At 70.6% G+C, this 26,055-nt stretch carries 23 protein-coding genes, 2 pseudogenes and 1 riboswitch; of the genes and pseudogenes, 17 read left to right on the top strand and 8 right to left on the bottom strand.

Features of this window, described 5'->3' with window-relative positions; all coding sequences use genetic code 11:
* Positions 1-1,631: peptidase C14 (locus ACFU6I_RS39560; protein ID WP_384376575.1), on the top strand; the 1,631-nt coding region annotated here is incomplete at its 5' end.
* Positions 1,628-2,569, top strand: coding sequence for a GNAT family N-acetyltransferase (locus ACFU6I_RS39565; protein WP_384376578.1), 942 nt, complete (start codon positions 1,628-1,630; stop codon positions 2,567-2,569). The genes ACFU6I_RS39560 and ACFU6I_RS39565, both read left to right, overlap by 4 nt.
* A gap of 18 nt (positions 2,570-2,587) precedes the next feature.
* Here the strand turns inward: ACFU6I_RS39565 and ACFU6I_RS39570 are convergent, their stop codons facing one another.
* The 3 genes from ACFU6I_RS39570 to ACFU6I_RS39580 form a co-directional block, all read right to left on the bottom strand.
* Positions 2,588-3,307, bottom strand: coding sequence for a DUF5995 family protein (locus ACFU6I_RS39570; protein ID WP_384376581.1), 720 nt, complete (start codon positions 3,305-3,307; stop codon positions 2,588-2,590).
* Positions 3,308-3,448: 141 nt separating this feature from the next.
* Positions 3,449-4,357, bottom strand: coding sequence for a UTP--glucose-1-phosphate uridylyltransferase (locus ACFU6I_RS39575; RefSeq protein WP_384376584.1), 909 nt, complete (start codon positions 4,355-4,357; stop codon positions 3,449-3,451).
* 312 nt (positions 4,358-4,669) lie between these two features.
* Positions 4,670-6,061: a uracil-xanthine permease family protein gene (locus tag ACFU6I_RS39580; RefSeq protein ID WP_266988038.1), complete on the bottom strand. Its 1,392-nt coding sequence runs from the start codon at positions 6,059-6,061 to the stop codon at positions 4,670-4,672.
* Between the two features lie 267 nt (positions 6,062-6,328).
* Here ACFU6I_RS39580 and ACFU6I_RS39585 point away from each other — a divergent pair, with 267 nt between their 5' ends.
* Positions 6,329-6,481, top strand: a complete 153-nt coding sequence (locus ACFU6I_RS39585) for a hypothetical protein (protein WP_384376624.1) — start codon at positions 6,329-6,331, stop codon at positions 6,479-6,481.
* Positions 6,482-6,540: 59 nt separating this feature from the next.
* On the opposite strand, the gene ACFU6I_RS39590 is transcribed toward ACFU6I_RS39585, so the two are convergent.
* Positions 6,541-7,770 (bottom strand): MFS transporter, encoded by a 1,230-nt coding sequence (locus ACFU6I_RS39590; protein ID WP_384376587.1) that lies wholly within the window; start codon positions 7,768-7,770, stop codon positions 6,541-6,543.
* A 148-nt stretch (positions 7,771-7,918) separates the two neighbouring features.
* On the opposite strand from ACFU6I_RS39590, the gene ACFU6I_RS39595 reads away from it, so the two are divergent.
* Positions 7,919-9,109, top strand: a complete 1,191-nt coding sequence (locus ACFU6I_RS39595) for an ROK family protein (protein ID WP_384376590.1) — start codon at positions 7,919-7,921, stop codon at positions 9,107-9,109.
* 215 nt (positions 9,110-9,324) lie between these two features.
* On the opposite strand, the pseudogene ACFU6I_RS39600 reads toward ACFU6I_RS39595, so the two are convergent.
* Positions 9,325-9,837, bottom strand: a pseudogene (locus tag ACFU6I_RS39600) (glycosyl hydrolase family 18 protein); the annotation flags it as partial.
* Between the two features lie 276 nt (positions 9,838-10,113).
* Positions 10,114-10,244: riboswitch (FMN riboswitch) on the top strand.
* Positions 10,245-10,404: 160 nt separating this feature from the next.
* Here ACFU6I_RS39600 and ribD point away from each other — a divergent pair.
* From ribD to ACFU6I_RS39650, 10 genes are all read left to right on the top strand, one after another.
* On the top strand, positions 10,405-11,505 hold the full coding sequence (gene ribD / locus ACFU6I_RS39605) for a bifunctional diaminohydroxyphosphoribosylaminopyrimidine deaminase/5-amino-6-(5-phosphoribosylamino)uracil reductase RibD (RefSeq protein ID WP_384376593.1): 1,101 nt from the start codon (positions 10,405-10,407) through the stop codon (positions 11,503-11,505).
* Positions 11,506-12,114: a riboflavin synthase gene (locus ACFU6I_RS39610; protein ID WP_384376596.1), complete on the top strand. Its 609-nt coding sequence runs from the start codon at positions 11,506-11,508 to the stop codon at positions 12,112-12,114. It abuts the gene before it with no gap.
* Positions 12,111-12,755, top strand: coding sequence for a nicotinamide riboside transporter PnuC (locus ACFU6I_RS39615; protein ID WP_384376599.1), 645 nt, complete (start codon positions 12,111-12,113; stop codon positions 12,753-12,755). The genes ACFU6I_RS39610 and ACFU6I_RS39615 overlap by 4 nt, the downstream gene beginning before the upstream one ends.
* Positions 12,752-14,050 carry a bifunctional 3,4-dihydroxy-2-butanone-4-phosphate synthase/GTP cyclohydrolase II gene (locus tag ACFU6I_RS39620; protein WP_384376602.1) on the top strand — a complete coding sequence of 433 codons (1,299 nt, stop codon included), beginning with the start codon at positions 12,752-12,754 and terminating at the stop codon, positions 14,048-14,050. Before ACFU6I_RS39615 ends, ACFU6I_RS39620 begins: the two co-directional genes overlap by 4 nt.
* A gap of 29 nt (positions 14,051-14,079) precedes the next feature.
* A complete protein-coding gene (gene ribH / locus ACFU6I_RS39625) occupies positions 14,080-14,565 on the top strand; it encodes a 6,7-dimethyl-8-ribityllumazine synthase (protein ID WP_266988058.1) in 486 nt (161 codons plus the stop codon).
* Positions 14,566-14,600: 35 nt separating this feature from the next.
* Entirely contained in the window at positions 14,601-14,873 is a 273-nt protein-coding gene (locus tag ACFU6I_RS39630; protein WP_018524273.1) for a phosphoribosyl-ATP diphosphatase, read from the top strand.
* Positions 14,874-14,939: 66 nt separating this feature from the next.
* On the top strand, positions 14,940-15,788 hold the full coding sequence (gene hisG / locus ACFU6I_RS39635) for an ATP phosphoribosyltransferase (RefSeq protein ID WP_037696727.1): 849 nt from the start codon (positions 14,940-14,942) through the stop codon (positions 15,786-15,788).
* A gap of 44 nt (positions 15,789-15,832) precedes the next feature.
* On the top strand, positions 15,833-16,297 hold the full coding sequence (locus tag ACFU6I_RS39640) for a PH domain-containing protein (protein WP_384376605.1): 465 nt from the start codon (positions 15,833-15,835) through the stop codon (positions 16,295-16,297).
* Between the two features lie 183 nt (positions 16,298-16,480).
* Positions 16,481-17,851, top strand: coding sequence for a hemolysin family protein (locus ACFU6I_RS39645; RefSeq protein WP_384376607.1), 1,371 nt, complete (start codon positions 16,481-16,483; stop codon positions 17,849-17,851).
* Entirely contained in the window at positions 17,848-18,993 is a 1,146-nt protein-coding gene (locus ACFU6I_RS39650; protein WP_384376609.1) for a hemolysin family protein, read from the top strand. The genes ACFU6I_RS39645 and ACFU6I_RS39650 overlap by 4 nt, the downstream gene beginning before the upstream one ends.
* Positions 18,994-19,114: 121 nt before the next feature.
* Here the strand turns inward: ACFU6I_RS39650 and ACFU6I_RS39655 are convergent, their stop codons facing one another.
* Positions 19,115-21,028, bottom strand: coding sequence for an AAA family ATPase (locus ACFU6I_RS39655; protein WP_384376612.1), 1,914 nt, complete (start codon positions 21,026-21,028; stop codon positions 19,115-19,117).
* Positions 21,029-21,388: 360 nt separating this feature from the next.
* Entirely contained in the window at positions 21,389-22,018 is a 630-nt protein-coding gene (locus ACFU6I_RS39660; protein WP_384376615.1) for a uridine kinase, read from the bottom strand.
* Between the two features lie 175 nt (positions 22,019-22,193).
* Between ACFU6I_RS39660 and ACFU6I_RS39665 the strand changes: the two genes are divergently transcribed.
* Together ACFU6I_RS39665 and ACFU6I_RS39670 are read left to right on the top strand one after the other, a co-directional pair.
* Positions 22,194-23,561: a peptidase C39 family protein gene (locus tag ACFU6I_RS39665; protein ID WP_384376618.1), complete on the top strand. Its 1,368-nt coding sequence runs from the start codon at positions 22,194-22,196 to the stop codon at positions 23,559-23,561.
* Between the two features lie 117 nt (positions 23,562-23,678).
* Complete coding sequence (locus ACFU6I_RS39670) at positions 23,679-23,828, top strand: SCO1431 family membrane protein (protein ID WP_384376621.1); 150 nt, start codon at positions 23,679-23,681, stop codon at positions 23,826-23,828.
* A gap of 78 nt (positions 23,829-23,906) precedes the next feature.
* On the opposite strand, the pseudogene ACFU6I_RS39675 reads toward ACFU6I_RS39670, so the two are convergent.
* Positions 23,907-24,224: pseudogene (locus tag ACFU6I_RS39675) on the bottom strand (glycosyl hydrolase family 18 protein); the annotation flags it as partial.
* A 348-nt stretch (positions 24,225-24,572) separates the two neighbouring features.
* Between ACFU6I_RS39675 and ACFU6I_RS39680 the strand changes: the two are divergent.
* A complete protein-coding gene (locus ACFU6I_RS39680; protein WP_266988074.1) occupies positions 24,573-25,745 on the top strand; it encodes an acyl-CoA dehydrogenase family protein in 1,173 nt (390 codons plus the stop codon).
* Positions 25,746-26,055 lie beyond the last annotated feature (310 nt).

Raw genomic sequence — 26,055 nt, forward strand, 5'->3', positions numbered from 1 at the left:
GCGGCCACCGCATGGTCACCGACGGCATCGAGAAGAACACCCACGACAACCCCTTCGGCGCCGTCCTCTCCTTCCGCGGCACCGTCACCGACACCACGGTCACGCACGCACTGTCGGGCAAGGTCATCGAGCTCACGGACACCTTCCCGGTCCCGGACGCCATCGCGTTCGAGGTCGGCCAGTGGTGGTCCGTGCAGGTCGACCCGGTCGCGGGCGGCGGCCGTGACGAGCGCGAGCTGCAGAAGCTGGTCGAGATCACCGAGATCGTCGACGGGGGACACATTCGCATCGGCTACCTCAACGGCTGGGAACTCGCCGAGGGGCGCAGGCTCACCTGGACCCGCATCGAACCGGTCCTGAACACGCACATCCGCAATCTGGTCTTCGAGGGCGCGGGGCCCGACGAGTACACCGGCTCGCACCCGGTCAGCTTCGAGTACGCCGTCGGCTGCGACGTCTCCGGCATTCACGCCACCGGCAGCTTCTGGCCGGTCGTCATGCGCCGGTGGTGCACCCGGTTCCGTACCGAACAGTGCTCCCTGAAGAACCCGCCCACCGTCGACTACGGTGGCGCGGGCTATCTCACCCAGCAGATCTACTGCCTCTACGGCCGGGTCGCCGACTGCACGACCAGCAATGTCCGGCATCTCAACGACCTGACCGCCTCCGCCTACTGCACCGTCGTGAACTGCCACGGTGACGGCGACGACGCGGGCGGCAACCCGTTCACCACCCACGGTCAGTACGAGCACGATCTGCTCTTCGACGGCAACTCCGGGCTGATGGACATCGCCAACTCCGGTGCTCAATGGGGTATTTCCGCCAAGCGGATCACCGTGCGCAGACACGTCTGCTCCTGGTTCACCGCCAATACCAAGATCACCGATCTGACGCTCGAAGACATCACGGTGATCGCCCGTCCGACCTTCGACCAGGCGGGCACTCTCACGGTCAACGCCGACGGTGCCCAGGTGCGTGGCTGCACCGCCAGGACCTTCGCCGTGGCCCAGCGCTCCGCCCGCTCCACGCGGCCCACCGTCGTCAGCGACTGCTCGTTCGAGCTGCCCGCGGGCGCCGTCCTCGTCCAGACCCCGGTCACCGCGCAGGTCCACTTCGTGCGCTGCACGTTCAAGGGCGTCGACGGGGTGATCCTGCGCGGCGCCGGCCCCGTCCACTTCACCGACTGCACCGTCATCGGCGCCGAGAACGCGGCCCCGCTCTCCATCGGATCGGCGGACCTGCGGATCGACGGCGGCACATACGACAACACGGGCGTCGAGCTCAGCGCCGTACGCGACCAGCGGATCACCGTCACCGGCGGGACCCGCCTCACCGGCAGCAACAAGGCGAAGGCACTCCTCGGCCGCGCCGCCGGCAACGCAACCCTGACCTGGGACATCTCCTCCCTCGCCAGCGTCACCACCGACTCCGGCACCGCGCACATCCGGATCGCGGAAGGCACCAACCACTACGCGGCGACCGGCAGCCGATTCACCGGCGGAACGCTGCATCTCGCCCCGGGCGCACTGGAGTCCCTGCTCCACACGTCATGCGTGGAGCGGGGCACGAAGCGCACGGCCATGCCGGGGGACAGCAACTCCGTCCGCACGGAAGGCAATCTGACGCTGTGAGCGCCACTCTCCGGACCGCGACCCCGGCCGACGAGCCCGCCCTGGCCGCACTCTGGGGCGAGTGCTTCGTAGCCCCGCACCTCCCCGCCCTGTACGCCCTCGATCCGGACCGGCACCACCGCACCTTCGTGGCGGAGCAGGACGGACGGATCGACGCCGTCGTCGTCTACGTGCCGAGGCAGCTCCGCGACGCGCACGGCGTGCCGCAGCGGGTCGGCGGCCTCGGCAGCGTCGCCACCCGGCCCGAGGCGCGCGGCCAGGGGCTCATCCGTCGGCTGCTCGTCGAGGCGGAACGGACCATGACGGCGGAGCAGTGCGCATGGTCGCTCCTCTTCACCGGAACGCCCGGCGTCTACCGAGGCTCGGGCTGGCAGGAGTTCCCCAGCCCCGTCACCGAGGGCGTGATCGCAGTGGGCGGCCCCCCGGCCGGCGGCCGGTTCCGTATCCGCACCGCCACACCCGCCGACGGCCCGGCCCTGGCCGCACTCCGGGCGGCATACGACGAGCACCGGCCGCTCAGCTCGGTGCGGACCGACGAGGAATGGGCCGTACGCATCCCCGCCTGGTACGGGCCGCTCGACCGCACCCTGGTCGCCGAGGACCCCGACTCCCACAGGATCGTGTCCATGCTCGTCACCCATCACGGCGAACAGGTCCTGGAGGTACGGGAATGCGCGGTCGACCCGCGGGCACCCCAGGCCCTGGGCGACCTGCTGGCGGCGGCCGCCGCGCGCAGCCGTGACACCGGTCCGACCCGCGCGCGCGTCCGGCTCCCCGACACCGCCGAGGTCCGGGCAGCCCTGCCTCGACTGCTCACCGACGCGGTGGCCGGGGAGGAGCACGTGGGCATGGCCCGACCGTTGCTGGCAGACCCGGCGGCGGTACGGGCGACGGTCACCGCGCCCGGAGCCGTCCACTGGTACGGCGACAGTTTCTGAGGACCAGGCGGGGCGCGGTCAGCGGCAAGGAGTGAGCAGACAGCGCCCCACCAGACCGGCCCCGGCGTCCATGCGCTGCCGGAACTCCTCGGCGAGGAGCGGGAGATCACGCAGCCGCCACAGCACCCGGGCCGCGGACCACGCTGCCTCACGGGCCCGCTCCAGGCTCCACGACCCCAGCAGATGGGTGAGCGGATCCGCGACCTCCAGCAGATCGGGCCCCGGCATCAGATCCTCCCGGATCTGCTCCTCCAGCATCACGAGGAGATCACCCACCTGGTCGAACTCGTCCTCCAGCTCCGGCGGAGCGCAGCGCAGCGCCTTGCAGGTGTCCACGACCGCGAGTGCCAGGTCGTGGCCGATGTGCGCGTTGATGCCCGCCAGCGCGAACTGCAGTGGCCGTACGCCGGGATGGCGCCGGTACTGGAACAGCGGGCGCCAGCAGTCGGGCGGCCGCCGCCCGGCCGTCGCCGCGTCGACCGCCGTCAGATAGCGCTCCGCGAACCGCACATCCAGGGCGGCGGCAGCAGCCCGGTCCGGGAACGCGCCACCGGTGATCCGCCGGTCGACGGTCTCGGTGACCGTCAGATAGACCCGGTTGAAGACCGCCACCCCGTCCACCGGCGGCCAGGAGGACCGGAAGTCACGCATCCGCCCGATCACCGAGGTGACATCGGGCGGCGCGGCGACGGGACCGGCCCGGTCCGTGAACTGCTCCGTCTGCTTGAACTGCGCCATGGGGGCAGCGTCCCAGCCGCGGGCCCGCCCCGGCGCCGACCGGCCGCGGGTTCATCGGAACGGGGGAACGACGGCAGAGCCATCGGTGACCCGGAGGCCGGCCCGGCGATGCTCCGGACGGGTCGGTGCGACGGTTCGTTGTCAGGCGGAGGGCACCGGGTCACCGAGTCCCTGTGCGAGCCTGCGCAGATGGGGGCCGTACTCCGGGTCGGCGAGCGCCGCCGCGAACTGGGCGGTGAGATAGGCCAGCGGATTGCCGGTGTCGTACCACTGGCCCTCGATGACCTGCCCGTACACGGCGCGGCTGCCTGCGTAGACGTTGATGGCGTCGGTCAGGTAGACCTCACCCGTGCGGTGCTGGTACCAGCGTTCCGTCTGCCGGCGCAGCTCGTCGATGATGCCGGGAGTCACCACGTATCCACCGATGGCCGCGTACGCCGACGGGGCGTCCTGCGGCTGCGGCTTCTCGACGAGGCCGGTGATGCGCAGGAGCCCGTCGTTCAGGTCCTCCTTGACGACGGGCACGCCGTAACGGTGCGAGTCGGCGGGGCTCATCGGCATGAGCGCGAGTACGGGGCAACTCGTCGCCTCGTACGCCCTGATCAGCTGCTGCGCACGCGGCGTCCCGGCGACGAAGACGTCGTCGGGCCACAGGACCAGCATCGGCTCGTCGCCGAAGTTCCGCGCCGCGTTGAGGACAGGGGTTCCGTTGCCGTACGGGCCGTGCTGGTCGAGGTAGGTGATGTGCCCGAGCCTGGACAGTTGACCGACTTCCTCCACGGCGTCCGCGTATGCGGTCTTGCCGTCGGCGCGGAGCTGGGCGACGAGAGCCGGGTTGGGTCGGAAATGGTCCTGGATCAGCCCTTTGCCGCCCGAGACGACGATGGTGATGTCCGTGATGCCCGAGGCCACGAGTTCTCGCACGGTGTGCTCGATCACCGGCTTGTCACCGACCGGGAGCATCTCCTTCGGCGTCGCCTTGGTGAGCGGGAGGAGACGCGAGCCGAGGCCCGCGGCGGGGATGACTGCCCTCCGGATCGTGGCGGACATGAGTTCCTTTCGGCAGCCCGGTGCGGCACCCCACTCGGTACCACGGCCGACGACGCTATCAGCTGGTCCGAGCGGCCTGTGGGTCCACGATGTGTTGTGGACCCGCGTTTCCCTGATGGCCGGCCGGTCCCTGCCCCGGCATGACCCCGGTGCGGCCGCCCCGGCGGCGCAGCGTCGACTTTCGCCCCGTTCGGGCCGACGGCGCCATACCGGGGGCCGACCGCGGCCCGACCGGACAGGGCCTTACGGCCTGGTGCAGGCCGTAAGGGGTCGGCTCATCCGGATGACCCGCGGAACCTCGGCCGGGCGTGGCTACTGCGTGGGCGGCCTGGTGTCGTCGTACGACGACGTACCGGCGTCCAGCAGGGGCTCCTGGGTCTTCAGATGGGCCGGGGCGAAGGCCCGAAGGACGTGGTAGCCGGTGATCACGACGATGGTGCCGAGGGCGATTCCGCTCAGCTCGAAGTTGTCCGTGATCTTCAGGCTGACCCCGCCGACGCCGATGATGATGCCCGCGGCGGCCGGTACCAGATTCAGCGGGTTGCGGAGGTCGACGTTGCCACTCATCCAGATCTGGGCGCCCAGCAGGCCGATCATTCCGTACAGGATGACGGTGATGCCGCCGAGCACCCCGCCCGGGATCGCGGCGACGACCGCACCGAACTTGGGGCAGAGGCCGAACAGCAGGGCGAAGCAGGCGGCGGCCCAGTACGCGGCGGTGGAGTAGACACGGGTCGCGGCCATGACGCCGATGTTCTCGGAGTACGTGGTGTTGGGCGGGCCGCCCACGGCGGTGGAGAGCATGGAGGCTGCGCCGTCCGCCGCGATGGCGGTGCCGAGCTTGTCGTCGAGCGAGTCACCGGTCATCTCGCCGACGGCCTTGACGTGCCCCGCGTTCTCCGCGATCAGTGCGATCACGACCGGCAGCGCGACCAGGATCGCGGACCACTCGAAGCTCGGGGCATGGAAGGACGGCAGTCCGATCCAGTCGGCCTTCGAGACACCAGACAGGTTGAGCCGCCAGTGGTCGATCGCCTCGGAGCCGCCCGCCGGTGAATGGATCTTGCCGAAGACCCGGTCGAGGACCCAGGAGAGCGCGTAGCCGAAGACCAGGCCGAGGAAGATCGCGATACGCGAGAAGAATCCGCGCAGGCACACGACGGCCATTCCGGTGAACAGCATCACCATCAGGGCGGTCCACTGGTCCTGCGGCCAGTACGTCGACGCGGTGACCGGCGCCAGGTTGAAGCCGATGAGCATGACGACGGCGCCGGTGACCACGGGCGGCATCGCCGCATGGATGATCCGCGCGCCGAACCGCTGCACCGCGAGACCCGCGAGGAAGAGTGCCACGCCGACGACGAAGACCGCCCCGGTGACGACGGCGCTGTCCCCGCCACTGGCCCGGATGGTCGCGGCCACGCCGACGAAGGAGAGCGAGCAGCCCAGATAGCTGGGCACCCGGCCGCGGGTGGCCAGCAGGAAGATGGCCGTCGCGACACCCGACATCATGATCGCGAGGTTCGGATCCAGGCCCATGAGCACGGGAGCGACGAACGACGCGCCGAACATGGCCACCACGTGCTGGGCGCCGAGCCCGAACGTACGGGGCCAGGAGAGCCGCTCGTCGGGACGGACCACGGCCCCCGGTGCGGGGGTCTTTCCGTCGCCGTGCAAGGTCCAGCGCACGCCGAGGCCGCCCATGGTCGCTCCCTGTGTGTCCGTGTGTGGGTCCGTGCGGTGCCCGGTGCCGTTCGTCCGGCCCGGCGCGGTCCGCGGAAAAGATCAGCGCCATGGTAATGCCGGAGCGCCCATTGACTCGTGTCGGGGTTCCCCTGCGCCGACCCCTGGGCCCGGTCCCATCCATGAATCGTGCGCGACGCATTGTCACTCCGAACAGGCGGCCCTACGCTCGCGCGGTCTTGCTCGTGAACATCATTCACATAGCTGGTTCTGTGAGGGGAGTGCTCAATGAGTGGAAGACCCCGTCGGCGTCTCGGCGCCCTGCTCACCCGGTTCCTCGCCCCCGCGACGCGGATGAACCCGCAGCTGGAGACGCCGCCCGACGGCGACCTCTGGGCGCTGCGGCCCGCCGCGGAACAGCTCGACTCGATCGCCGGCTGAACGCACGAGGTGGACGGACCCCACGGTCCTGTCCACCTCGTTCCGTCTGGTCGAACGGTTCAGGCGCGGGGTTCGGCCGCCGCCGTGCCGGGCACGTCGACCCCCTTCGCGGCGACCCGGCGGTCGCCCGCCCGCAACACGCCGGCGCCCAGCACCAGTCCGAATGCCAGCACCGTCACCAGGCCGAACGAGACGATCAGTGAGGTCGCCTCGGCCAGCGAACCGATGGCCGACGGGGCGATGAGCCCCGAGGTGTACGTGATGGTGGCAACGCCCGCGATCGCCTGACTCGGGTTCGGACCACTGCGCCCGGCCGCCGCGAAGGCGAGCGGGACGACGACGGCGACACCGAGGCCGAGCAGCCCGAAGCCGCACATCGCGAGCGCCGAGTTCGGTGACGTCACCACGAGCAGCCCGCCGACCGTCGCCAGCACGCCCCCGACCCGCACGGTCCTGACCGCGCCGAACCGGTCGACGACCTTGTCCCCGGCGATCCGGGCCACCGCCATCGTGAGCGCGAACGCCGTCGTCGATGCGGCCGCGAGTCCCGCGGAACTGTCCATGATGTCCCGGAGGTAGACCGCCGACCAGTCGAGGCTGGCACCCTCGGCGAACACCGCGCAGAAGCCCACCGCGCCGATGATCAGCGCCGATCTGGGCGGCAGCGTGAACCGCGGCGGCGGCTCCTCGTCCGGTTCGCTGCGCAGATCCAGCACGCCCTGACAGGCGATCAGGCCCAGCACGGTGAGCGCGAGGGCGGCGACGGTGTGGTGCAGCCGGGCGTCGGCGCCCAGGTGCGCGGCCACTGTGCCCGCCGCCGAACCGATCAGGGCGCCCACGCTCCACATTCCGTGCAGCCCGGACATGATCGACCTGTCGAGACGGTTCTCCACTTCGACACCGAGGGCGTTCATCGCCACGTCCGACATGCCGGCCGATGCCCCGTACACGAACAGCGCCGCGCACAGCGTCAGCAGGTTCGGCGCCAGTGCGGGCAGGACCAGTGCCAGCGTCCACAGCGCGAGCAGCCCGCGCAGCGCCGTCCTGGCGCCGAGACGATGACTGATCGCACCGGCCAACGGCATGGCGAGCGAGGCGCCGATCGCCGGGAACGCCAGAGCGAGACCGAGCTGGCCCGCGCTGACCCCGGCGTGGTCCTGGATCCAGGGCACGCGGGTGGCGAAGCTGCCGGTCACGGCGCCGTGCACGGTGAAGACCGCGGCGACGGCGAACCTGGCCCGCCGCACCTGCTCCATCCCGAAGACCGTCTCTGTGGAATCCGTCGTCATGCTGCCGTTCCCTCCCCTGGGAATTCTCTGCCGCCGGTGACCCCGGCGCCCCTCTCCACGGTGCGGCCAGTAAACTATCAGGAACCCTGCCTGATAAATAGGCCACGACGTTCATTCCCGTGCGGCAGTGATCTGGAAGGATCTCGGCATGCCCGCATCACCGAGCACCGCCCGGGCCATCAACGACCGGCTCGCCCTGCGACTGCTCCAGCAGGACGGCCCGCTGACGGCCAGCCAGCTCAAGACCCTGACCGGACTCTCCCGCCCCACCGTCGCCGATCTGGTGGAGCGGCTGCAGGGCGCCGGGCTGATCCGGGTCGTCGGCGAGAGCGGCGCCGCACGCCGCGGCCCCAATGCCCGGCTGTACGGAATCGTCGCCGACCGGGCCCACCTTGCCGCGCTCGATGTACGGACCGACAGCGTCGCCGTCGTCGTCGCCGATCTCCTCGGCGTCACGCTCGCCGAGGCCACCCTGCCGATCGGCAGTGACACCGGAACCCATGCCGCCGCCGAGCAGGCCGCGGCGCTGCTGGAACGCACCGCGCGCGAGGCGGGCGCCGCACCGCTGCACAGCGTCGGCATCGGGGCCCCCGGCCTGATCGACCCGGTCACCGGCGAGCTCCGCGACACCACCGGACTGCCCGCCTGGCACCGTCGCCTGGTCCGGGTGCTGCAGCAGCGGCTGCCGGCGACCGTGCTCGTCGAGAACGAGACCAACCTCGCCGCCGTCGCCGAGCACCGCGCCGGAGCGGCTCGCGGCCGTGACACCTTCGTCCTGCTCTGGCTCGGCCACGGCATCGGCGCCGCCGTCATGCTGGACGGCAAGCTGCGCCGCGGGGCCTCCGGCGGCGCGGGCGAGATCGGCTTCCTGCCCGTGCCGGGCGCGACGGGAGTGCCCTCCGCGGCCAACTGCGACGGAGGGTTCCACTCCCTGGTCGGCTCCGCGGCGGTCTGCGAACTGGCCCGGGGGTACGGCATCGACGCACGTACGCGGCCGGGCTCCGGGGAACAGGAACCCGCCGCCGCGTCCGCCGTACGGGCGGCTCTGGCGGGGGAGGGGGAGAGCGAGGCGTTCCTCGGCGCGCTCGCGGACCGTCTCGCGGTGGGTGCCGCCGCCGTCGCCTCGGTCATCGACCCAGGCTGTGTGGTCCTCGCGGGCGAGGTCGGTCATGCGGGTGGTGACGCGCTGGCGGCCCGGGTCGAGGAACGGCTGGCCGCGATGTCCCCGCTGCGCACGGAGGTCAGGGCAGGCGTGCTCGGCGGCTCCGCGGTACTGCGCGGCGCGCTGCTCGCCGCCCGCGAGGCAGCTCAGGACGAGCTGTTCACCGCGGGCGGCTGACCCGGGCCACGAGGCCGTACGCGACGGGGCTTCCCCCCGGGCGGCCGGGGCGCTCGGCACGCGTGCCCCAGGGTCTCCTCGGCCAGGGCGGCCGGAGCGAACCGCCCTCTGCGAACGAGGTTCAGGCAGCGCACACGGCTACGGCCAACTCGACTGTTGTTCAGGCGACTTCGTCAGACGGGAGAGTTCGCTGCTCCCTGCACACCATGACGAAATCCCACCGACACCATGGTCTTCACGTTCGGGTACTTCTTCTTGAACTTGTTGAGCAGGTTGAAATGGCCCTTGCAGGGGAGTTCCGGGTCCGTTTCGGCGCCCGCGACGCCGGGCCAGGTCATGCCGGTGGAGGCATTGTCCGGCCCGTCGGCCCCGACGGAGATCTTGTTGTTGCCGTCGACGTGCGCGAACGCGTAATTCAGATGGGTGACTTTGTCCCAGGGGGTGTCGGACGCGAGATAGGCGGGCTTTCCGTCCTTCCCGGTCCGCCAGTTGGTGAAGTATCCGATGACCCGCCGCTGGTGGTCGGCGCCCATCTTCTCGCGCCCGTCGCTGTCGTAGACGGAGCAGTAGGGGACCGGGACGCCGGGGGTCTCGTAGAGCCCGTCGGGGCGACAGGACTCCTGGTCGGCGGCGGCCGACGGGGTGGCGGCGAGCGAGCCCATGAGCAGTCCGGCGACGGCTACGCCGACTGCGAGCAGGGTGGCTCTCGCACGAGTGGGGGACAGCACGTGTCGTTCCTCCTGGGGAGGTCGGCAGAACACAACTGGCAAGGGAGTGGGTCGTGTTGGGCCACGGGCGTGCGCACACCGCGGGGCCGTTCCTCGGAGGTGACGCAGAGATTAAGAGGACTAGACCATTGAGTCAATAGGTCTGGACCATTGCCCATGAGGTGTCCGGATGCGACCCCGCCCGAAGGGCTCCCCGATCCTGCCTGTGAGCCACTCCACAGGCACTCACCCGCATGGCCCATGGGCGGGCGTGGCACACTGATCGTGTACCAGTAGCAGCGCACTCCGGGGTCGGTGCAATTCCGAACCGGCGGTTATAGTCCGCGACCCGTCCGCATCCAGCGGCCGGTTGACCAGGTGGGATTCCTGGACCGACGGTTAAAGTCCGGATGGGAGGCAGTGCGCGGCGGTCCATCACAGGTACGCCGCCGTCGGCGGACGCGTGTCCGGGATCCCCCGGAACACCTGCGTCCGTGTCTTCGGTTTCGGCGTCCCCTGTTGCGTTCCGCTTCATCTGTCGTCATCGACAGGCCCCGGAGTCCGTGCCCGAAGAGGCAGGAGGACCCGGTGGACACCGCAGCCGACACCACCGCCATGCGCCGAGCGATCGCGCTCGCCGCCCGCGGACTCGGCTCCACCAGCCCCAATCCGGTCGTCGGATGCGTGATCCTCGACGCCGAAGGACAGCCGGCCGGTGAAGGCTTCCACCAGCGCGCCGGCGGGCCGCACGCCGAGATCCACGCCCTGCGCGAAGCAGGCGAGAAGGCCCGCGGCGGCACCGCCTACGTCACCCTCGAACCGTGCAACCACACCGGTCGCACCGGCCCCTGCGCCCAGGCGCTGATCGAGGCCGGCGTCAGCCGTGTCGTGTACGCGGTCGCCGACCCGAATTCGCAGGCCACCGGGGGTGCGGACACCCTCCGTGCCGCCGGGGTCACCGTGGAGCAGGGACTGCTCGGCGGACTCGCCGAGGCGGGCAACACCGCCTGGCTGACCTCGGTGCGGCTCGGGCGTCCGTACGTGCTGTGGAAGTACGCGGCGACCCTCGACGGCCGGATCGCGGCCGCCGACGCCACCAGCCGCTGGATCACCTCCGCGGAGTCCCGCGCCGATGTCCACCGGTTGCGCGCCGAGGCCGACGCCGTCGTGGTCGGATCCGGCACCGCCCGCACGGACGACCCCCAGCTCGGTGTACGTGGCATCGAAGGTGCCGTGCAGCCGCTCCGGGTCGTGGTCGACACCGATGCCACCGCCGTACGGCCCGGCGCCCGTGTCCTCGACGCCACGGCGCCCACCCTGATCGCGGTCGCCGACGACGCCGACACCGGCCGTCTTCCCGAGGGAACCGTCCTGCGGCTGCCGCGCGCCGCCACCGGCCGCGGCCTGGACATCCCCGCCCTGCTCGCCGCCCTGCACGGGCGCGGCGTCCGCTCCGTACTCCTCGAAGGCGGCCCGACCCTGGCCGGGGCCTTCGTCGCGGCGGGAACGGTCGACAAGGTCGTCGGCTACCTCGCCCCCGTACTCCTCGGCGCGGGCCCCGCAGCCCTCGCCGACGCCGGAATCTCCACCATCGCCCAGGCGTTGCGCCTCGATGTGACCGAGACCGTACGCATCGGCCCCGATCTGCGCATCACCGCCGTCCCCGGCCCTGACCGGAAGGGAAACTGAGTGTTCACCGGAATTGTCGAAGAACTGGGTGAGGTCACCGCCGTCGAGAAGCTCGACGACGCCTCCCGATTCCGCCTGCGCGGTCCCGTCGTCACCGAAGGCGCGAAGCACGGCGACTCCATCGCCGTCAACGGCGTCTGCCTCACCGTCGTCGACCTCGGCGACGGTGAATTCACCGCCGATGTGATGGCGGAGACCCTGAACCGGTCCAGCCTCGGCGCTCTGGACACCGGCTCCCGGGTCAACCTGGAGCGCCCCATGGCGCTCGGCGGCAGGCTCGGCGGACACATCGTCCAGGGACACGTCGACGGCACGGGCCGCATCGTGGAGCGCAAGCTCTCCGAGAACTGGGAGATCGTGAAGATCTCCCTCCCGGCGGAGCTGACCCGCTACGTGGTGGAGAAGGGATCGATCACCGTCGACGGCGTGAGCCTGACCGTCGTCGACGCCGGACCCGACTACTTCACCATCAGCCTCATCCCCACCACCCTCGCCCTGACCACGCTCGGCATCAAGGAGCCCGGCGACCCGGTCAACCTCGAAGTGGACGTCATCGCGAAGTACGTCGAGCGGCTGCTCGGCGACCGGGACCGGGAGGACACGAAGTGAGCGCGGTCGACTGGCTCAACTCGGAGGCCTTCGCCCTGTTCGGCCAGCACATCAAGTGGTCCGACATGATCGGCAACACGGTCGGTCTGGTCGCCCTCGCGCTCGGCTGGCGGCGTTCCATATGGACCTGGCCCGCCCAGTTGCTCTCCGGTGTGATCCTCCTGGTCGCCTTCGCCTCCGCGCACCTTTCGGGCAGCGCGGGCAAGCAGCTGGTGGTCATCGCCGTGGCCGGGTGGGGCTGGTGGTCATGGAACCGCGGCAGGCAGCAGGCCCAGGACGGCTCCATCGCCGTACGGTTCGCCACCTGGCGCGAGCGTTCCTACCTGGTCGGCGGCGCGGCCCTCGGCACGCTCGCCGTCGGCGGCCTGTTCACCGCGTTCCCGACACTGTCGTGGGACCCGTGGCCCGACGCGTACATCTTCGTCGGCACGGTCGTCGCGATGTACGCCCAGGCGCGCGGCATGGTCGAGTTCTGGTTCGCCTGGCTCCTGGTCGACCTGGTCGGCGTGCCACTGAACTTCGCCAACGGCTTCGCCTTCTCCGGCTTCGTCTACGTCATTTACGGCGCCCTCGTCCTGTGGGGCATGCGCGACTGGTGGCTGCGTACGCGGACACCCGCTCTGGAAGGAGCCACGGCATGACTGCCCAGCCCACCTGGTTGCACCGGGAAGACCACAGCATGGCCGAGGACCTGTCCCTCGACCCCGTCGAGCAGGCGATCCGCGACATCGCCGCCGGCCGCCCCGTCGTCGTCGTCGACGACGAGGACCGGGAGAACGAGGGCGACCTCGTCATCGCCGCGGAGAAGGCCACCCCCGAGATCGTCGCCTTCATGATGAGCGAGTGCCGCGGCCTGATCTGCGCACCCATGGAGAACGACGAGCTGGAGCGGCTCGACCTGCCGCAGATGGTCGCCCACAACACCGAGTCGATGCGTACGGCGTTCACCGTCTCGGTCGACGCCTCCGCGGCGCACGGTGTCACCACCGGCATCTCCGCCGCCGACCGGGCCACCACGCTCCGGATGCTGGCGGGCGGCCTGGCCGGTCCCGGCGACTTCGTGCGCCCCGGCCACATCTTCCCGCTCCGGGCAAGGGCCGGCGGTGTCCTGGTCCGCAACGGCCACACCGAGGCCGCCGTCGACCTGGCCCGGCTCGCAGGGCTCCGCCCCGCCGGAGCGATCGTCGAGATCGCGGGCGAGGACGGCGTCATGCTGCGGCTGCCGGAGCTGGTCCCGTTCGCCCGCAAACACGGCCTCACGATCATCTCGATCGAGGACCTCATCGCGTACCGCCGCTCCGCCGAGCCGACCGTCCGACGCGAGGCCGAGGTCCGGCTGCCGACGTCGTTCGGCGAGTTCACCGCGTACGGCTACCGCTCCACCGTCGACGGCGTCGAGCACGTCGCGCTCGTCCACGGGGACCTCGGCGACGGCGACGACATCCTCGTCCGGGTTCACTCCGAGTGCCTGACCGGCGACATCTTCCAGTCCCAGCGCTGCGACTGCGGCCCCCAGTTGCACGCCTCCATGCAACGCATCACCGAAGAGGGCCGCGGCGTCGTCGTCTATCTGCGCGGCCACGAGGGCCGCGGGATCGGCCTGCTCTCCAAGCTGCGCGCGTACGAACTCCAGGAGCGCGGCGTCGACACCCTCGACGCCAACCTGGAGCTCGGCCTGCCCGCCGACGCCCGGGACTACGCGGCAGGCGCCCAGATCCTCAAGGACCTCGGCGTCCACGGCGTCCGGCTGATGACGAACAACCCCGACAAGACCGCCGCGCTTCTGCGGCACGGCCTCGCGATCACCGGACGCGAGCCGATGCCCGTCCAGGCCGGCGAGCACAACCTGCGGTACCTGCGCACCAAGCGGGACCGCATGGGACACGACCTGCCCTGGCTCGACACCGCCTCGGTGTCGACCTGCGGCAACCAGTAACGAGCACGGAAACGAGCGGTAGGAGAGACATGAGCGGCAAGGGCGCACCCGAACTGTCCGTACGCAACTGCGGTGACCTGCGAGTGGCGGTGATCGCCGCCCAGTGGCACGAGAAGGTCATGGGCGGCCTCGTCGACGGCGCGCTGCGCGCCCTGCACGAGCTCGGCATCGACGAACCGACCCTGCTCCGGGTCCCCGGCAGCTTCGAACTCCCGGTCGTCGCCAAGGTCCTCGCCGGCCGCGGCTACGACGCGATCGTCGCCCTCGGCGTGATCATCCGCGGCGGCACCCCCCACTTCGAGTACGTGTCCCACGGCGTCACCAACGGGCTCACCCAGGTCGCCGTCGACACGGGTGTCCCGGTCGGCTTCGGCGTACTGACCTGTGACACCGAGGAGCAGGCGCTCGACCGGGCCGGACTCGAAGGTTCCAACGAGGACAAGGGGCACGAAGCGGTCACTGCGGCCGTCGCCACCGCCGCCACGCTTCGCACCGTCAGCGAGCCCTGGCGCTGAACGGGGCTCCGGGACCCCGTACGCTAAGGACCATCATGGCGAACAAAACCTTCGAAGAGCTCTTCGCCGAGCTGCAGCTCAAGGCCGCCAACGGCGACCCGTCCACCTCCCGCACCGCCGAGCTGGTGGACAAGGGCGTCCATGCCATCGGCAAGAAGGTCGTCGAGGAGGCCGCCGAAGTCTGGATGGCCGCCGAGCACGAGAGCAAGGACGCCGCCGCCGAGGAGATCTCCCAGCTGCTGTACCACGTCCAGGTGATGATGGTCGCCCGCGGAATCTCTCTCGACGACGTCTACGCCCACCTCTGAGCACACTTCCGCACTCCGCACGTCACGTCCGTAGAAATCCCCTTCGCACAAAGGAAACCTGACCTCATGCTGCGCATCGCCGTCCCCAACAAGGGTTCTCTCTCCGGGCCTGCGATGGCGATGCTCCATGAGGCCGGTTACCAGCAGCGCAAGGAGTCCAAGGAACTCGTCCTCGTCGACCCCGAGAACGAGGTCGAGTTCTTCTACCTGCGCCCGCGCGACATCGCGATCTACGTCAGCTCCGGCCGTCTCGACATCGGCATCACCGGCCGCGATCTGCTGCTGGACTCCGGCGCGCAGTCCGAGGAGATCCTGCAGCTCGGCTTCGCCCGTTCCACCTTCCGCTACGCCACCAAGCCCGGCACGGCCGCAGGGCCGCAGGACTTCGACGGCATGACGATCGCCACCTCCTACGAGGGCATCGTGGCCAAGCACCTCGCCGACGTCGGCGTCACCGCCTCCGTCGTCCACCTCGACGGCGCGGTCGAGACCGCCATCGAGCTCGGTGTCGCCCAGGTCATCGCCGATGTGGTGGAGACCGGCACCAGCCTGCGCAACGCGGGACTCGAAGTGATCGGCGAGCCGATCATGACGTCGGAAGCCGTCGTCATCCGCCGGACGGGTGCCTCCGAGGACGACCCCAAGGTGCAGCAGTTCCTCCGCCGCCTCCAGGGCGTCCTGGTCGCCCGCAGCTACGTGATGATGGACTACGACTGCCGCGTCGAGCACCTGGAGCGTGCCGTGGCCCTCACCCCGGGCCTCGAGTCGCCGACCATCTCCCCGCTGCACCACGAAGGCTGGGTCGCCGTGCGCTCCATGGTCGCCGCCAAGGAGGCCCAGCGGATCATGGACGACCTGTACGAACTCGGCGCCCGCGCCATTCTCACCACGGCCATCCACGCCTGCCGCCTCTGACGGCCGGACCGCCAGCGATCACCCCCGGAAGACAGAAGAACACCATGTCCGCCCCCGCGCCCCGGCCCGAACTTCCCACCCTCCCGGTCACCTTCCGGCCGACCCGTACCCGGGTGGTCCTGCTGACCGTGGGAGCGGCGATGTTCGTCGTCATCACCGTCATCGCGATGAGCCTGGACCAGCTCAGCCCGGGGGAGCGGGTCAGCTTCATCTTCACCGCGCTGCTCTTCTTCGCCGTCCTGGCTCTGCTCAGCCGCCCCAAGGTCGTCGCCGACGAGCACGGGGTGACCGTGGTCAATCTCACCCGCACCCGACGGCTGTCCTGGGCGGAGATCCTCCGCGTCAACCTGCGCGTCGGCGACCCGTGGGTCTTTCTCGACCTCAGCGACGGGACCAGCATGCCCGCCCTGGGCATCCAGCCCGGAATCGCCAAGCAACAGGCCATTCGCGACGCCCGTACGCTCCGCGCACTCGCCGAGAACCACGGCACCTGTACGGAGAACGGCTGAGCCCCCTGCCCCGCACGGCCACTTCTTGATTACTCTGGAGGGCGGTGGCGCCCTGTGCGCCCCGCCCCGCACCAGAGGCCCCAAGGCCGGCGGGGCTTTCCTGCGACCCAAGGAGTGACTCCCTCCAGCAATGGACGGATCGTCCGGTAGTACCTGCGCCGCCCCTTCCCAGGAGGCGGCGGTATGACCATCCCCCTGCTGCTCCTGAGTGCGGCATTCCTTCTCATTCTCGCCAACGGATTCTTCGTGGCGGCCGAATTCGGGCTCGTCACGGTGGAACGGCCGGACGCCGAGCGCGCCGCCGCCGAGGGCGACCGGCGGGCCCGTACCGTCGTCGACGCCCTGCGCGAGCTCTCCTTCCAGCTCTCCGGCACCCAGCTGGGCATCACCATCACCTCACTGGTCGTCGGCATGCTCGCCGAACCGGCCCTCGCCCAGTTGCTCGCCGGACCCCTCACCGCGACCGGCCTCCCCGACGGGGCGGTGCCGGGCGCCAGCGTGGTGATCGGGATGCTCGTCGCCTCCGCCGTCCAGATGGTGATCGGCGAGCTCGTACCGAAGAACTGGGCGGTCTCCAGGCCGCTCCAGGTCGCCCGGTTCGTGGCCGGCCCCCAGCACCGCTTCGCCGGTGCTCTGCGGCCGGTGATCACGCTGCTCAACACCGTCGCCAACCGGCTGGTCCGTCTGCTGGGCGTCGAACCCACCGATGAGCTGGCTTCCGCCCGCACCCCCGGTGAACTGGTCTCCCTGGCCCGGCACTCCGCCGAGGCGGGCACCCTCGAACAGGACACCGCCGATCTCTTCGTGCGGACCCTGTCGCTCGCCGGACTCACCGCGCAGCACGTCATGACCCCGCGCGTGAAGGTCAGCGCCCTGCAGTCGACCGCCACCGCGGCGGACGTCCTCAACCTCACCCGCGCCACCGGCCTCTCCCGTTTCCCGGTCTACCGGGACCGGATCGACGAGGTCGTCGGCATGATCCACCTCAAGGACGCGCTCGCCGTGCCCGCCCAGGAACGCCTGCGCACCACCGCGGGCCGGATCGCCGTACCGCCCCTCCTCGTACCCGAGACACTCCCGGTCGAACAGCTGCTCCAGCGCCTGCGCAAGGAGCAGCCGATCGCCGTCGTGGTCGACGAGTACGGGGGCACCGCCGGGGTCGTCACCCTGGAGGACATCATCGAGGAGCTGGTCGGCGAGGTCAGGGACGAGCACGACGCGGAAGGCGCCGACCGGCCCGAACTGGTCGCCGCCGCCCCCGAGGACGGCCGTCCCGCCTGGGACGCCGAAGGCAGCTGCCGGGTCCTCACCCTGCGCCGGATAGGCCTCGACGTTCCGGAAGGACCGTACGAGACGGTGGCCGGACTGGTCGCCGATCTGCTCGGGCGGATCCCCGCCCCGGGCGACCGGGCCGAGCTGCCGGGCTGGCGGCTCTCGGTCCGCCAGGTCGGTCACTACCGCGCGGAGCAGGTCCGCTTCGTACGCATCGCCGATCCGGCCGAACCGGTCGATGAGCCCTCGGCCGCCCGTGGTGTCCTGGAGGCCGCACGATGAGCGTGGTCCAGTTGCTCTTCGCCGGGCTCCTCGTCCTGGCGAACGGCTTCTTCGTCGGTGCCGAGTTCGCACTCGTCTCCGTACGTCGCAGCCAGGTCGAACCACTCGCGGCGGCCGGGTCCGGCAGGGCCCGCCAAGTGCTGTACGGCCTGGAGAACCTGCCGCAGATGATGGCAGCCGCCCAGTTCGGCATCACTGTCTGCTCCCTGACCCTCGGAGCCGTCGCCGAACCGACCGTCGCCCACCTGCTGGAGCCGGTCTTCCAAGCGGTTCACATCCCCGAGGGGCTCATTCACCCGCTCGGCTATGTGCTGGCGCTCGTCCTCGTGGTCTTTCTCCACCTCGTCATCGGCGAAATGGTCCCGAAGAACCTGGCGATGGCAGCCCCGGAGAAGACATCACTGTGGCTCAGCCCGGCCCTGGTCGGCTTCGCCCGGCTGTGCCGCCCGGTCACCACGGCGCTGGGCGCCTGCGCCCGGCTGGTGCTGCGGCTCTTCCGCGTCGAACCCAAGGACGAGGTCGAGGCCGTCTTCACCAGCGAGCAGCTCAACCGGCTCGTCGAGGACTCCGGCCAGGCCGGGCTGCTGGAACCGGAGGCGCAGGAGCGGCTGGAGGACGCCCTGGAGCTGGGCAGCAGGCCGGTCACCGATGTGCTGCTCGCCAGGGCAGCTCTGGTGACGGTGGACCCGTCGGTCACCCCGCGCAGGATCGAGGAGCTGACCGTACGGACCGGCTACTCACGTTTCCCCGTCTGCGCGGAGGGCGGCGGCCCGTTCATGGGCTATCTGCACGTCAAGGACGTCCTCGACCTGGAGGACGGCGAACGGGCGGTCCCGCAGCGCATCTGGCGCCCGATGGCGACACTGCGCGCGGAACTGCCCCTGGACGATGCCCTGACGGTGATGCGCCGCGCCGCCACCCATCTGGCCCAGGTCGCCGATGCATCGGGCCGGATCCTCGGCCTGGTCGCGATGGAGGACGTCCTGGAAATGCTGGTGGGCGAGGTGCGCGACCCTGCGCACCGGGTCTCGATACCCCGCCGGACGGTGGACGTGACGTCGGCAGCCCCGGTCCCGGACGAACTGCAACCGCTGGCAACCGCATCGGGCCCGTCGGCCTTCTCGAGCCTGTCCGGCGATTGAGAACGGTCGTGCCAGGTCTCCTCGCCGGACGGGCGCTCAGTGCAGCCCGTCCGGCGAGCGGGGACAAACCGCCCACCGGGTGACGCCCGTCACGATGACACCGCCGACCCGGCCGACGAGGTTACAGCGGCGGAGGCTCCTGCTGCCCCCGGTCGACCGGCCCCCGGCCGGACAGCACCTCTCCGTACGCCTGCATCAGATCCGGCAGTCGCAGCGTCGCCAGATCGTCGCGGGTGGGCACCGTCGCGTACCCGGAGAGCCGCAGGTCCCGGTACGCGCAGCTCTTCTCGTACAGCGTGCGCAGGAACCGTCCGTTGCCCAGCTCGTCGATCCAGCCCTGGTCGACGACATGGCCGCTGATCGAGCGCAGTTCCTCCAGGGACTCCTCGTCCCACACGTCGTCGTTGTCGGCGGCCAGTACCTCGCCGATCGAGGTGAGTTCCAGCGGCCGGTAGCTGGGGAAGTCCACCCGGGTGGTGAACCGGGAGGAGAGCCCGGGGTTGGTGGCCAGCAGCCGGTTCATGCCTTCGGGGTAGCCCGCGAGGATGACGACGAGATGGTCCCGGTTGTCCTCGGCCCGCTTGAGGAGGACCTGCAGCGCCTCGTCCCCGTACGCGTCGCCCTTGCTGTAGCCGGAGTTGGAGAGGCTGTACGCCTCGTCGACGAACAGCACCCCACCCAGCGCCGAGTCGATCAGCTCATTGGCCTTGACCGCTGTCTGCCCGAGGAACTCACCGACCAGATCGGAGCGTTGGGCCTCGATGAGATGGTCCCCGCCGAGCAGCCCCAGCGCGTAGAAGACCCGGCCCAGGATGCGGGCCACTGTGGTCTTCCCGGTGCCCGAGGGGCCGGAGAAGACGAAGTGGCGCTTCGGGGGCTGGACCGGAAGTCCCTGGCCGGCCCGCAGCCGCGCCATGTTCAGCTGCGCGGACAACGCCTTGACCTGGCGCTTGACCGGTTCGAGGCCGACCATCCGCTCCAGCTCCGCCAGCGCCGCGGCGAGCAGCACCGGATCGCTGGGCCCCGCCGGGAAAGCCTGCGACGACTGTCCGGGCACGGCGGTCTTCTCCCGTGCTCCGTCCGTCCGAGGAGGCACACCGACGCCCGGCAGGTTCTGCGGATCGCCGCCGGGCCGCAGTTCCCGCCCGCCCACCGGATCGGTGCCGAGCAGCGAGTCCCCGTCCGGCAGCGCCTCCGCGGACGTGGAGTCGGCACCGAATCCGGTCAGCGACACGGACGCGAGACCGGCCGCCTCGTCGGCCCCTTCGAGCCCGTCGTAGTCCGCGATCGCGGCGAGCCGCGCCGAGGTGTCCATGAACGCCGGATCGATCCGGTGCACTGCTCTGTAGAGCGGCAGGGCGGCCGCGCTGCGCCCGGTTCCCTCGTGTGCGCGGGCCAGCCAGTAGCGCAGCTCCTTGCGTTGCGGCTGTTCGCTGCGGCAGCGCATCAGTGCGGTGGAGAGCAGTGGCTCGGCCTGCCCGTACATCTCCAGCCGCACCCGCGCCATTCCGCCGAAGAGCCCCGCCTCGATGCCGAGCAGCGGATCGTCGACGAGCTGTTCGGTGTGGCGGACGAGCTGTTCCCAGTCCTTGACCAGATACGAGCGGCAGGCGTGCAGGAACCGCACCTGCGGGTCCGCGTCCACGGGTGGTAGTCCGGCCAGCGCCCGGTCCAGCTCCGGGACATGGCGTCCGTCCAGCCAGTGCGAGGCGTGCGCGAGCAGCAGATCACGCGGGCTCTCCAGTACGGGCTGTACCCACCAGCCCAGCCAGTACCAGGAGTTGAGCGTGCGTCGATGACGGGTGCGCTGTTCGCCGAAGCGCTCGCGGTGGCGGTACATCCGCAGCAGCGCGGTCGTCGTGTCGATCCGCAGGGCGTGGAGGCCGAGCCAGCCGTCCGCCATGCCGGGATCCAGCCGCACCGCCGTTCTGAACTCCTCCTCGGCCTGCGGGTAGGCGCCCATCGTGTAGGCGTCCACGCCGCGCAGCCAGGCGAGGTCGGCCGGGGCCTGTGCGCCCTGCGTGCCGATGTCCATCAGGTCCCCCACAAGCCGTGCCCCCAGGTTGTCCCGCCGCACGACCCGCCCGTCCAGGCGCGCTGAACCGCACTGCTGTGGACGGGAATTGACCGCACCGAGAGGCATCGTACCTGCGCAGGTAGTGCGCGACTAAGAGCACCGCAAGCAGGACGAGGGCCGTTACCGAGGGTAAGCGGAATCCGGTGAACAACCATGCGAAGGAGGGTGCGGAGGCAGAACGAAGCCCCCGATCACGGGGGAACAACCGGGGGCTTCGCGTCTGTGGGGGCTCCGAAAAGCCGCACATTGAGAACGTAAGACCTGTACCGTCCCCGGGTCAAGCGGAGTTGGGGCACTTCCGGGCCGTTTTCCGACTGGTCAGTACGTCGCGCACGGAGGTTCACGGTGGGTGACGGAATGGTTCGCTCCTGCTGTCGTACGAGGCCCCTCCAGCCACTCGTACCCCACAGGCAACTGGCGTACCAGAGCATCCGCGTACGGGCGCGACGGATCGGCGGCGAAATGTTGTTCCTCGGCCACGGTCCACCCGTCCCAGAAGGCCGAAAGTGCCGGCCCGTCCCGCCGTCGGCCCCGCTGCCAGGACGCCAGGGGGTCGAGCTCCATCCACCACAGCCGTGCGAGATGCGGGCGCAGGGCCCGGCGGCCGGCGCCCACTCCCTCGATCAGTACCACCGGCGCCGGTTCCAGCGTCTGCGGTGGGCCGAAGCGCCGGGCTGTCCAGTCGTACGGCGCGTAGTGCGCCGTCTCCCCGCGCGACAGCGGGCCGATCACCTGGTCCCGGAGCCGGTCCGTCCAGCCGAACAGCTCCTCGTGGGTGGCCAGGTCGTCCAGATGCAGCACGGGTGCGTCCTTGAGCACCACCGAGAGGCGGGAGGCGAGAGTGCTCTTGCCCGATCCCGCATGACCGTCGACGGCGATCAGCCGCACGGGGCCGCAGGACGGCGGCAGGGCGATCAGCCCTGAGGCGAGGCGTGCGAGGTCGTGCATGCGGACCAGCGTACGAGGCGAAGCGAAGCAACCGCAGGTCACGCCAGTGGACCAGACCAATATTTGTTCCGCGACGCGAGGCGAATCGCTGGCCCAATCCGGCTGCGAACCGCAATAGTTGGCGCACTGTCGTGCACCCGCAGCCCCATTCCGCTTACGACCGGGGGTCTCGCCCATGAACAGACCGACTTCACGCAGAACCGTGCTGACCGCCGCGCTCGCCGTGGCCGCCGGCGCCGGCGCGGCGGCGTCCGCAGGCTCCGCGGCCGCCGCGCCCCCGCTCGCCCCGCCCCGAGCGCCCTCGGCTGCCGCATCCCTGGTGGACAACCGTTCCTGGAGTACGTACACGGACTGGCGCAGCGGTTCCGGCGCCGGGACGCGCCCCGTCGCGGGCCGACGGCCCGGACTGGTGATCGGCACCCCGCAGGGGCGTACCGACTACACCGACCCGCACACCGGGAGGACGGCGGCCTGGGAGTACGCGACCTGGACCTCGCCGCGCCACTGCTCGTCGGTCCCGGCGACCGAGGTGATCGCGTCCTGGAACGCGGACGCCCCGGCCGGCACCTGGATCCAGATCGAGCTGTGCGGCAGCTACTCGGACGACACCGAGACGCCCTGGTACGTGATGGGCCGCTGGGCGGCGGGCGACGGCGACATCCGCCGTACCTCCGTCGACGACCAGACCGACGGCAAGAGCTCGATCTGGACGGACACCTTCTCGGTGGACGACGCGGCGAGCGGGCTGCGGCTGGTCTCCTACCGGCTGCGGCTCACCCTCTACCGGACCCCGGGCAGTCGCCTCACGCCGACCGTGTGGCGGCTCGGTGCGATGGCCTCGGACATCCCCGACCGGTTCACCGTGGAGCCCAGCACGCCCGGCCTCGCCCGCGAGCTGCCGGTGCCTCGCTACTCGCAGAATGTGCACGTCGGCCAGTACCCGGAGTACGACAACGGCGGTGAGGCGTGGTGCAGCCCCACCTCCTCACAGATGATCATCGAGTACTGGGGGCGCACGCCCACCACCGAGGATCTCGCCTGGGTGAAGCCGGGCCTCGAGGACCCACAGGTCTGCCACGCGGCCCGCTTCACGTACGACTACCAGTACGAGGGCTGCGGCAACTGGCCGTTCAACGCCGCCTATGCCGCCACGTACGACGACATGAGCGCAGTGGTGACCCGGCTGAGTTCGCTGACGGACCTGGAGACGCTGATCCGGGCCGGCATCCCGGCCATAACGTCGCAGTCGTTCCTCAAGACGGAGCTGACCGGGTCCGGGTACGGGACCTCCGGCCATCTCATGACCGTGATCGGGTTCACGGCGGAGGGCGACGTGATCGCCAACGACCCCGCCTCGCCGAGCAACGAGGCCGTCCGCCGGATCTACAAGCGCCACGAGTGGGAGACGATCTGGCTCCGCACCAAGCGCTACAACGCGAGCGGCAAAGTGGTGTCGGGCACAGGCGGCGTCTGCTACCTGTACTTCCCGGCGCACCCGACCCCAGCTCAGAAGCGGGCTCTGGCCGCTGTCGGGGTCGCCTGAAACGCCCGGCGCACCTCGGGGCAGTGACCGATGTCTCTACCCCGGAGGCCCGTTCCGCTGGCACTGTGGTCGGGTCACCGGGGGGACGTTCACTGCCAGCCGACCGAGTGGGATGCCATGACCGCGACCGCCGCCGCAACCACCACTGCCCGCCGCCGTGCACGGACCGGAGGTCCCGAGGACCGGTCCGGGCTGGTGGAGAACCTCCTGGGCTGGACGCTCGTCGTCGTCATCGCCATGTTCTTCACCCAACTCGGCCTCATGTGACCGTGGTGCGCCCGGCGCACACGGAAGGGCGGGGAGCCTGCCCGGCTCCCCGCCCCTTCTCGCGTCGGTCCGCAGCCGTCAGTCCATCGCCTTGGTCGGCTCGCCGTCGGCGCTGTCACCGCTGAGCTCCCGGAAGAAGGTGCCGCCCGGGCCCTGCCGGTTCCTGTGCCGAATCTTCGTGGCGATGGCGGCCGGGGTGTCGTAGCTCCATCAGTCGGCACCACAGTGCGCGTACGCCGTGGCCGGGCAGCTGTTCCTGAGGACCTTGTGGTCCTCGATGCCCGCCTCGTACGTGCCCCGGGCGGCGCCGGTCGCCGTGCCGGCCGGCCGGTCCTGCGTCACCCCCGTCCAGCCGTGCCCGTAGAACCCGATACCGAGCAGCGGCTTTCGATGCGGGTACGCGAATGACCCCGCCGCCGACTTGGCATGAACGCGGAAAGGTCGGTTCGTCCGGAACCGCAGATGGAGTAGACCAGTTGGGGTAATGGTTCGGACCATTCCCCTGGTCGTCCGGCCCCGCCCGGGGTGTCCGGGCACCCCCTCTGTCACCCCGTGACGGATACCGTCCGATCGGGCATACTCGACCCGCCACGGCCGCTGGCCAGCAACTCTCGTAATCCGGGAGGGCAGCAGCGGTTTGGGTACTAGTGCTTTTCCGGGCCCCGGTCCGGAGATCCCCCGGCGGAGCCGCTCACACCCCGCGCGCGCGCCGCCGCAACGCCCGACAGGGAGGAGAGCGCCGTCATGTCCGACCGTGCCCCGCAGTTGGTGGAGCGTCGTCTGCCCACCGAGGAGTCCAGGCAGCTCGTCGCGCTCGTCCGCGACATCGTCCAGCGGGAGATCGCGCCGAACGCGGCGGAGGAGGAGGACGCGGGCCGGTTCCCGCGCGAGGTCTTCACCCTGCTCTCCGAATCCGGACTGCTCGGTCTGCCGTACGACTCCGCCCACGGCGGCGGAGACCAGCCCTACGAGGTCTACCTCCAGGTGCTCGAAGAGCTCGCGGCCGCCCGGCTCACCGTCGGCCTCGGCGTCAGCGTCCACTCGCTCGCCTGCCATGCGCTCGCCGGATACGGCACCAAGGAGCAGCAGGCGGAACACCTGCCGGCGATGCTGGGAGGTGGCCTGCTGGGCGCCTACTGCCTCTCCGAGCCCGCTTCGGGCTCGGATGCGGCCTCGCTCCGCACGAAGGCCGTACGCGACGGCGACGACTGGGTCATCACCGGCACCAAGGCGTGGATCACCCACGGCGGTATCGCCGACTTCTACACGGTTCTGGCGAGGACCGGAGTCGAGGGTGCCCGCGGCATCACCGCCTTTCTGGTCCCCGGCGACGCCGAGGGGCTGAACGCGGCCCTCCCCGAGAAGAAGATGGGCATGAAGGGCTCGCCCACCGCCCAGCTGCACTTCGACGGCGTACGGGTGCCGGACGCCCGCCGGATCGGTGAGGAAGGGCAGGGTTTCGCCATCGCCCTGTCCGCACTCGACTCCGGGCGGCTCGGCATCGCCGCCTGCGCCATCGGCGTCGCGCAGGCGGCCCTGGACGAGGCCGTCGGATATGCCACCGGGCGGCAGCAGTTCGGCCGCCCCATCGCAGACTTCCAGGGGCTGCGGTTCATGCTCGCCGACATGGCCACCCAGATCGAGGCGGGCCGTGCGCTCTATCTGGAGGCGGCGAGACTGCGCGACGCGGGCAGGCCGTTCTCCCGGCAGGCGGCCATGGCCAAGCTGTTCTGTACGGACACGGCCATGCGGGTCACCGTCGACGCCGTCCAGGTGCTCGGCGGCTACGGCTACACCCTCGACTTCCCCGTCGAGCGGCTGATGCGCGAGGCCAAGGTGCTGCAGATCGTCGAGGGGACCAATCAGATCCAGCGCATGGTCATCGCGCGCCACCTCGCGGGTCCCGAGACCCGCTGAGGCGCAACGGCCGGTTCGACCACACGGGCGTCGCCATGATCCGGTTCCACTCCTGGTCATGGCGGCCCGGCAGGGTCCTGCCGGTGGACTCCCAATGGCTCAGCATCGCCCGGTAGATGGGCGGATCCGCCGTGTGCGGCACCGCGCGCGGCGCTGACGGAGCGGACGCCGATGGGGGCACCGGCTGCGTACCGGGATGCGGAACCGATTTTTCGGGCTCTCCTGTCGCTTCCGTGGGTGGTCAGTTCGTGAGTTGACGGCCTGGTAGCTGGGGTCGGTGGCCGCCGAGGCTGAGCATCGCGAGGGCGAT

The sequence above is a fragment of the Streptomyces sp. NPDC057486 genome, from assembly GCF_042802415.1.
Lineage (GTDB): Bacteria > Actinomycetota > Actinomycetes > Streptomycetales > Streptomycetaceae > Streptomyces > Streptomyces yanii.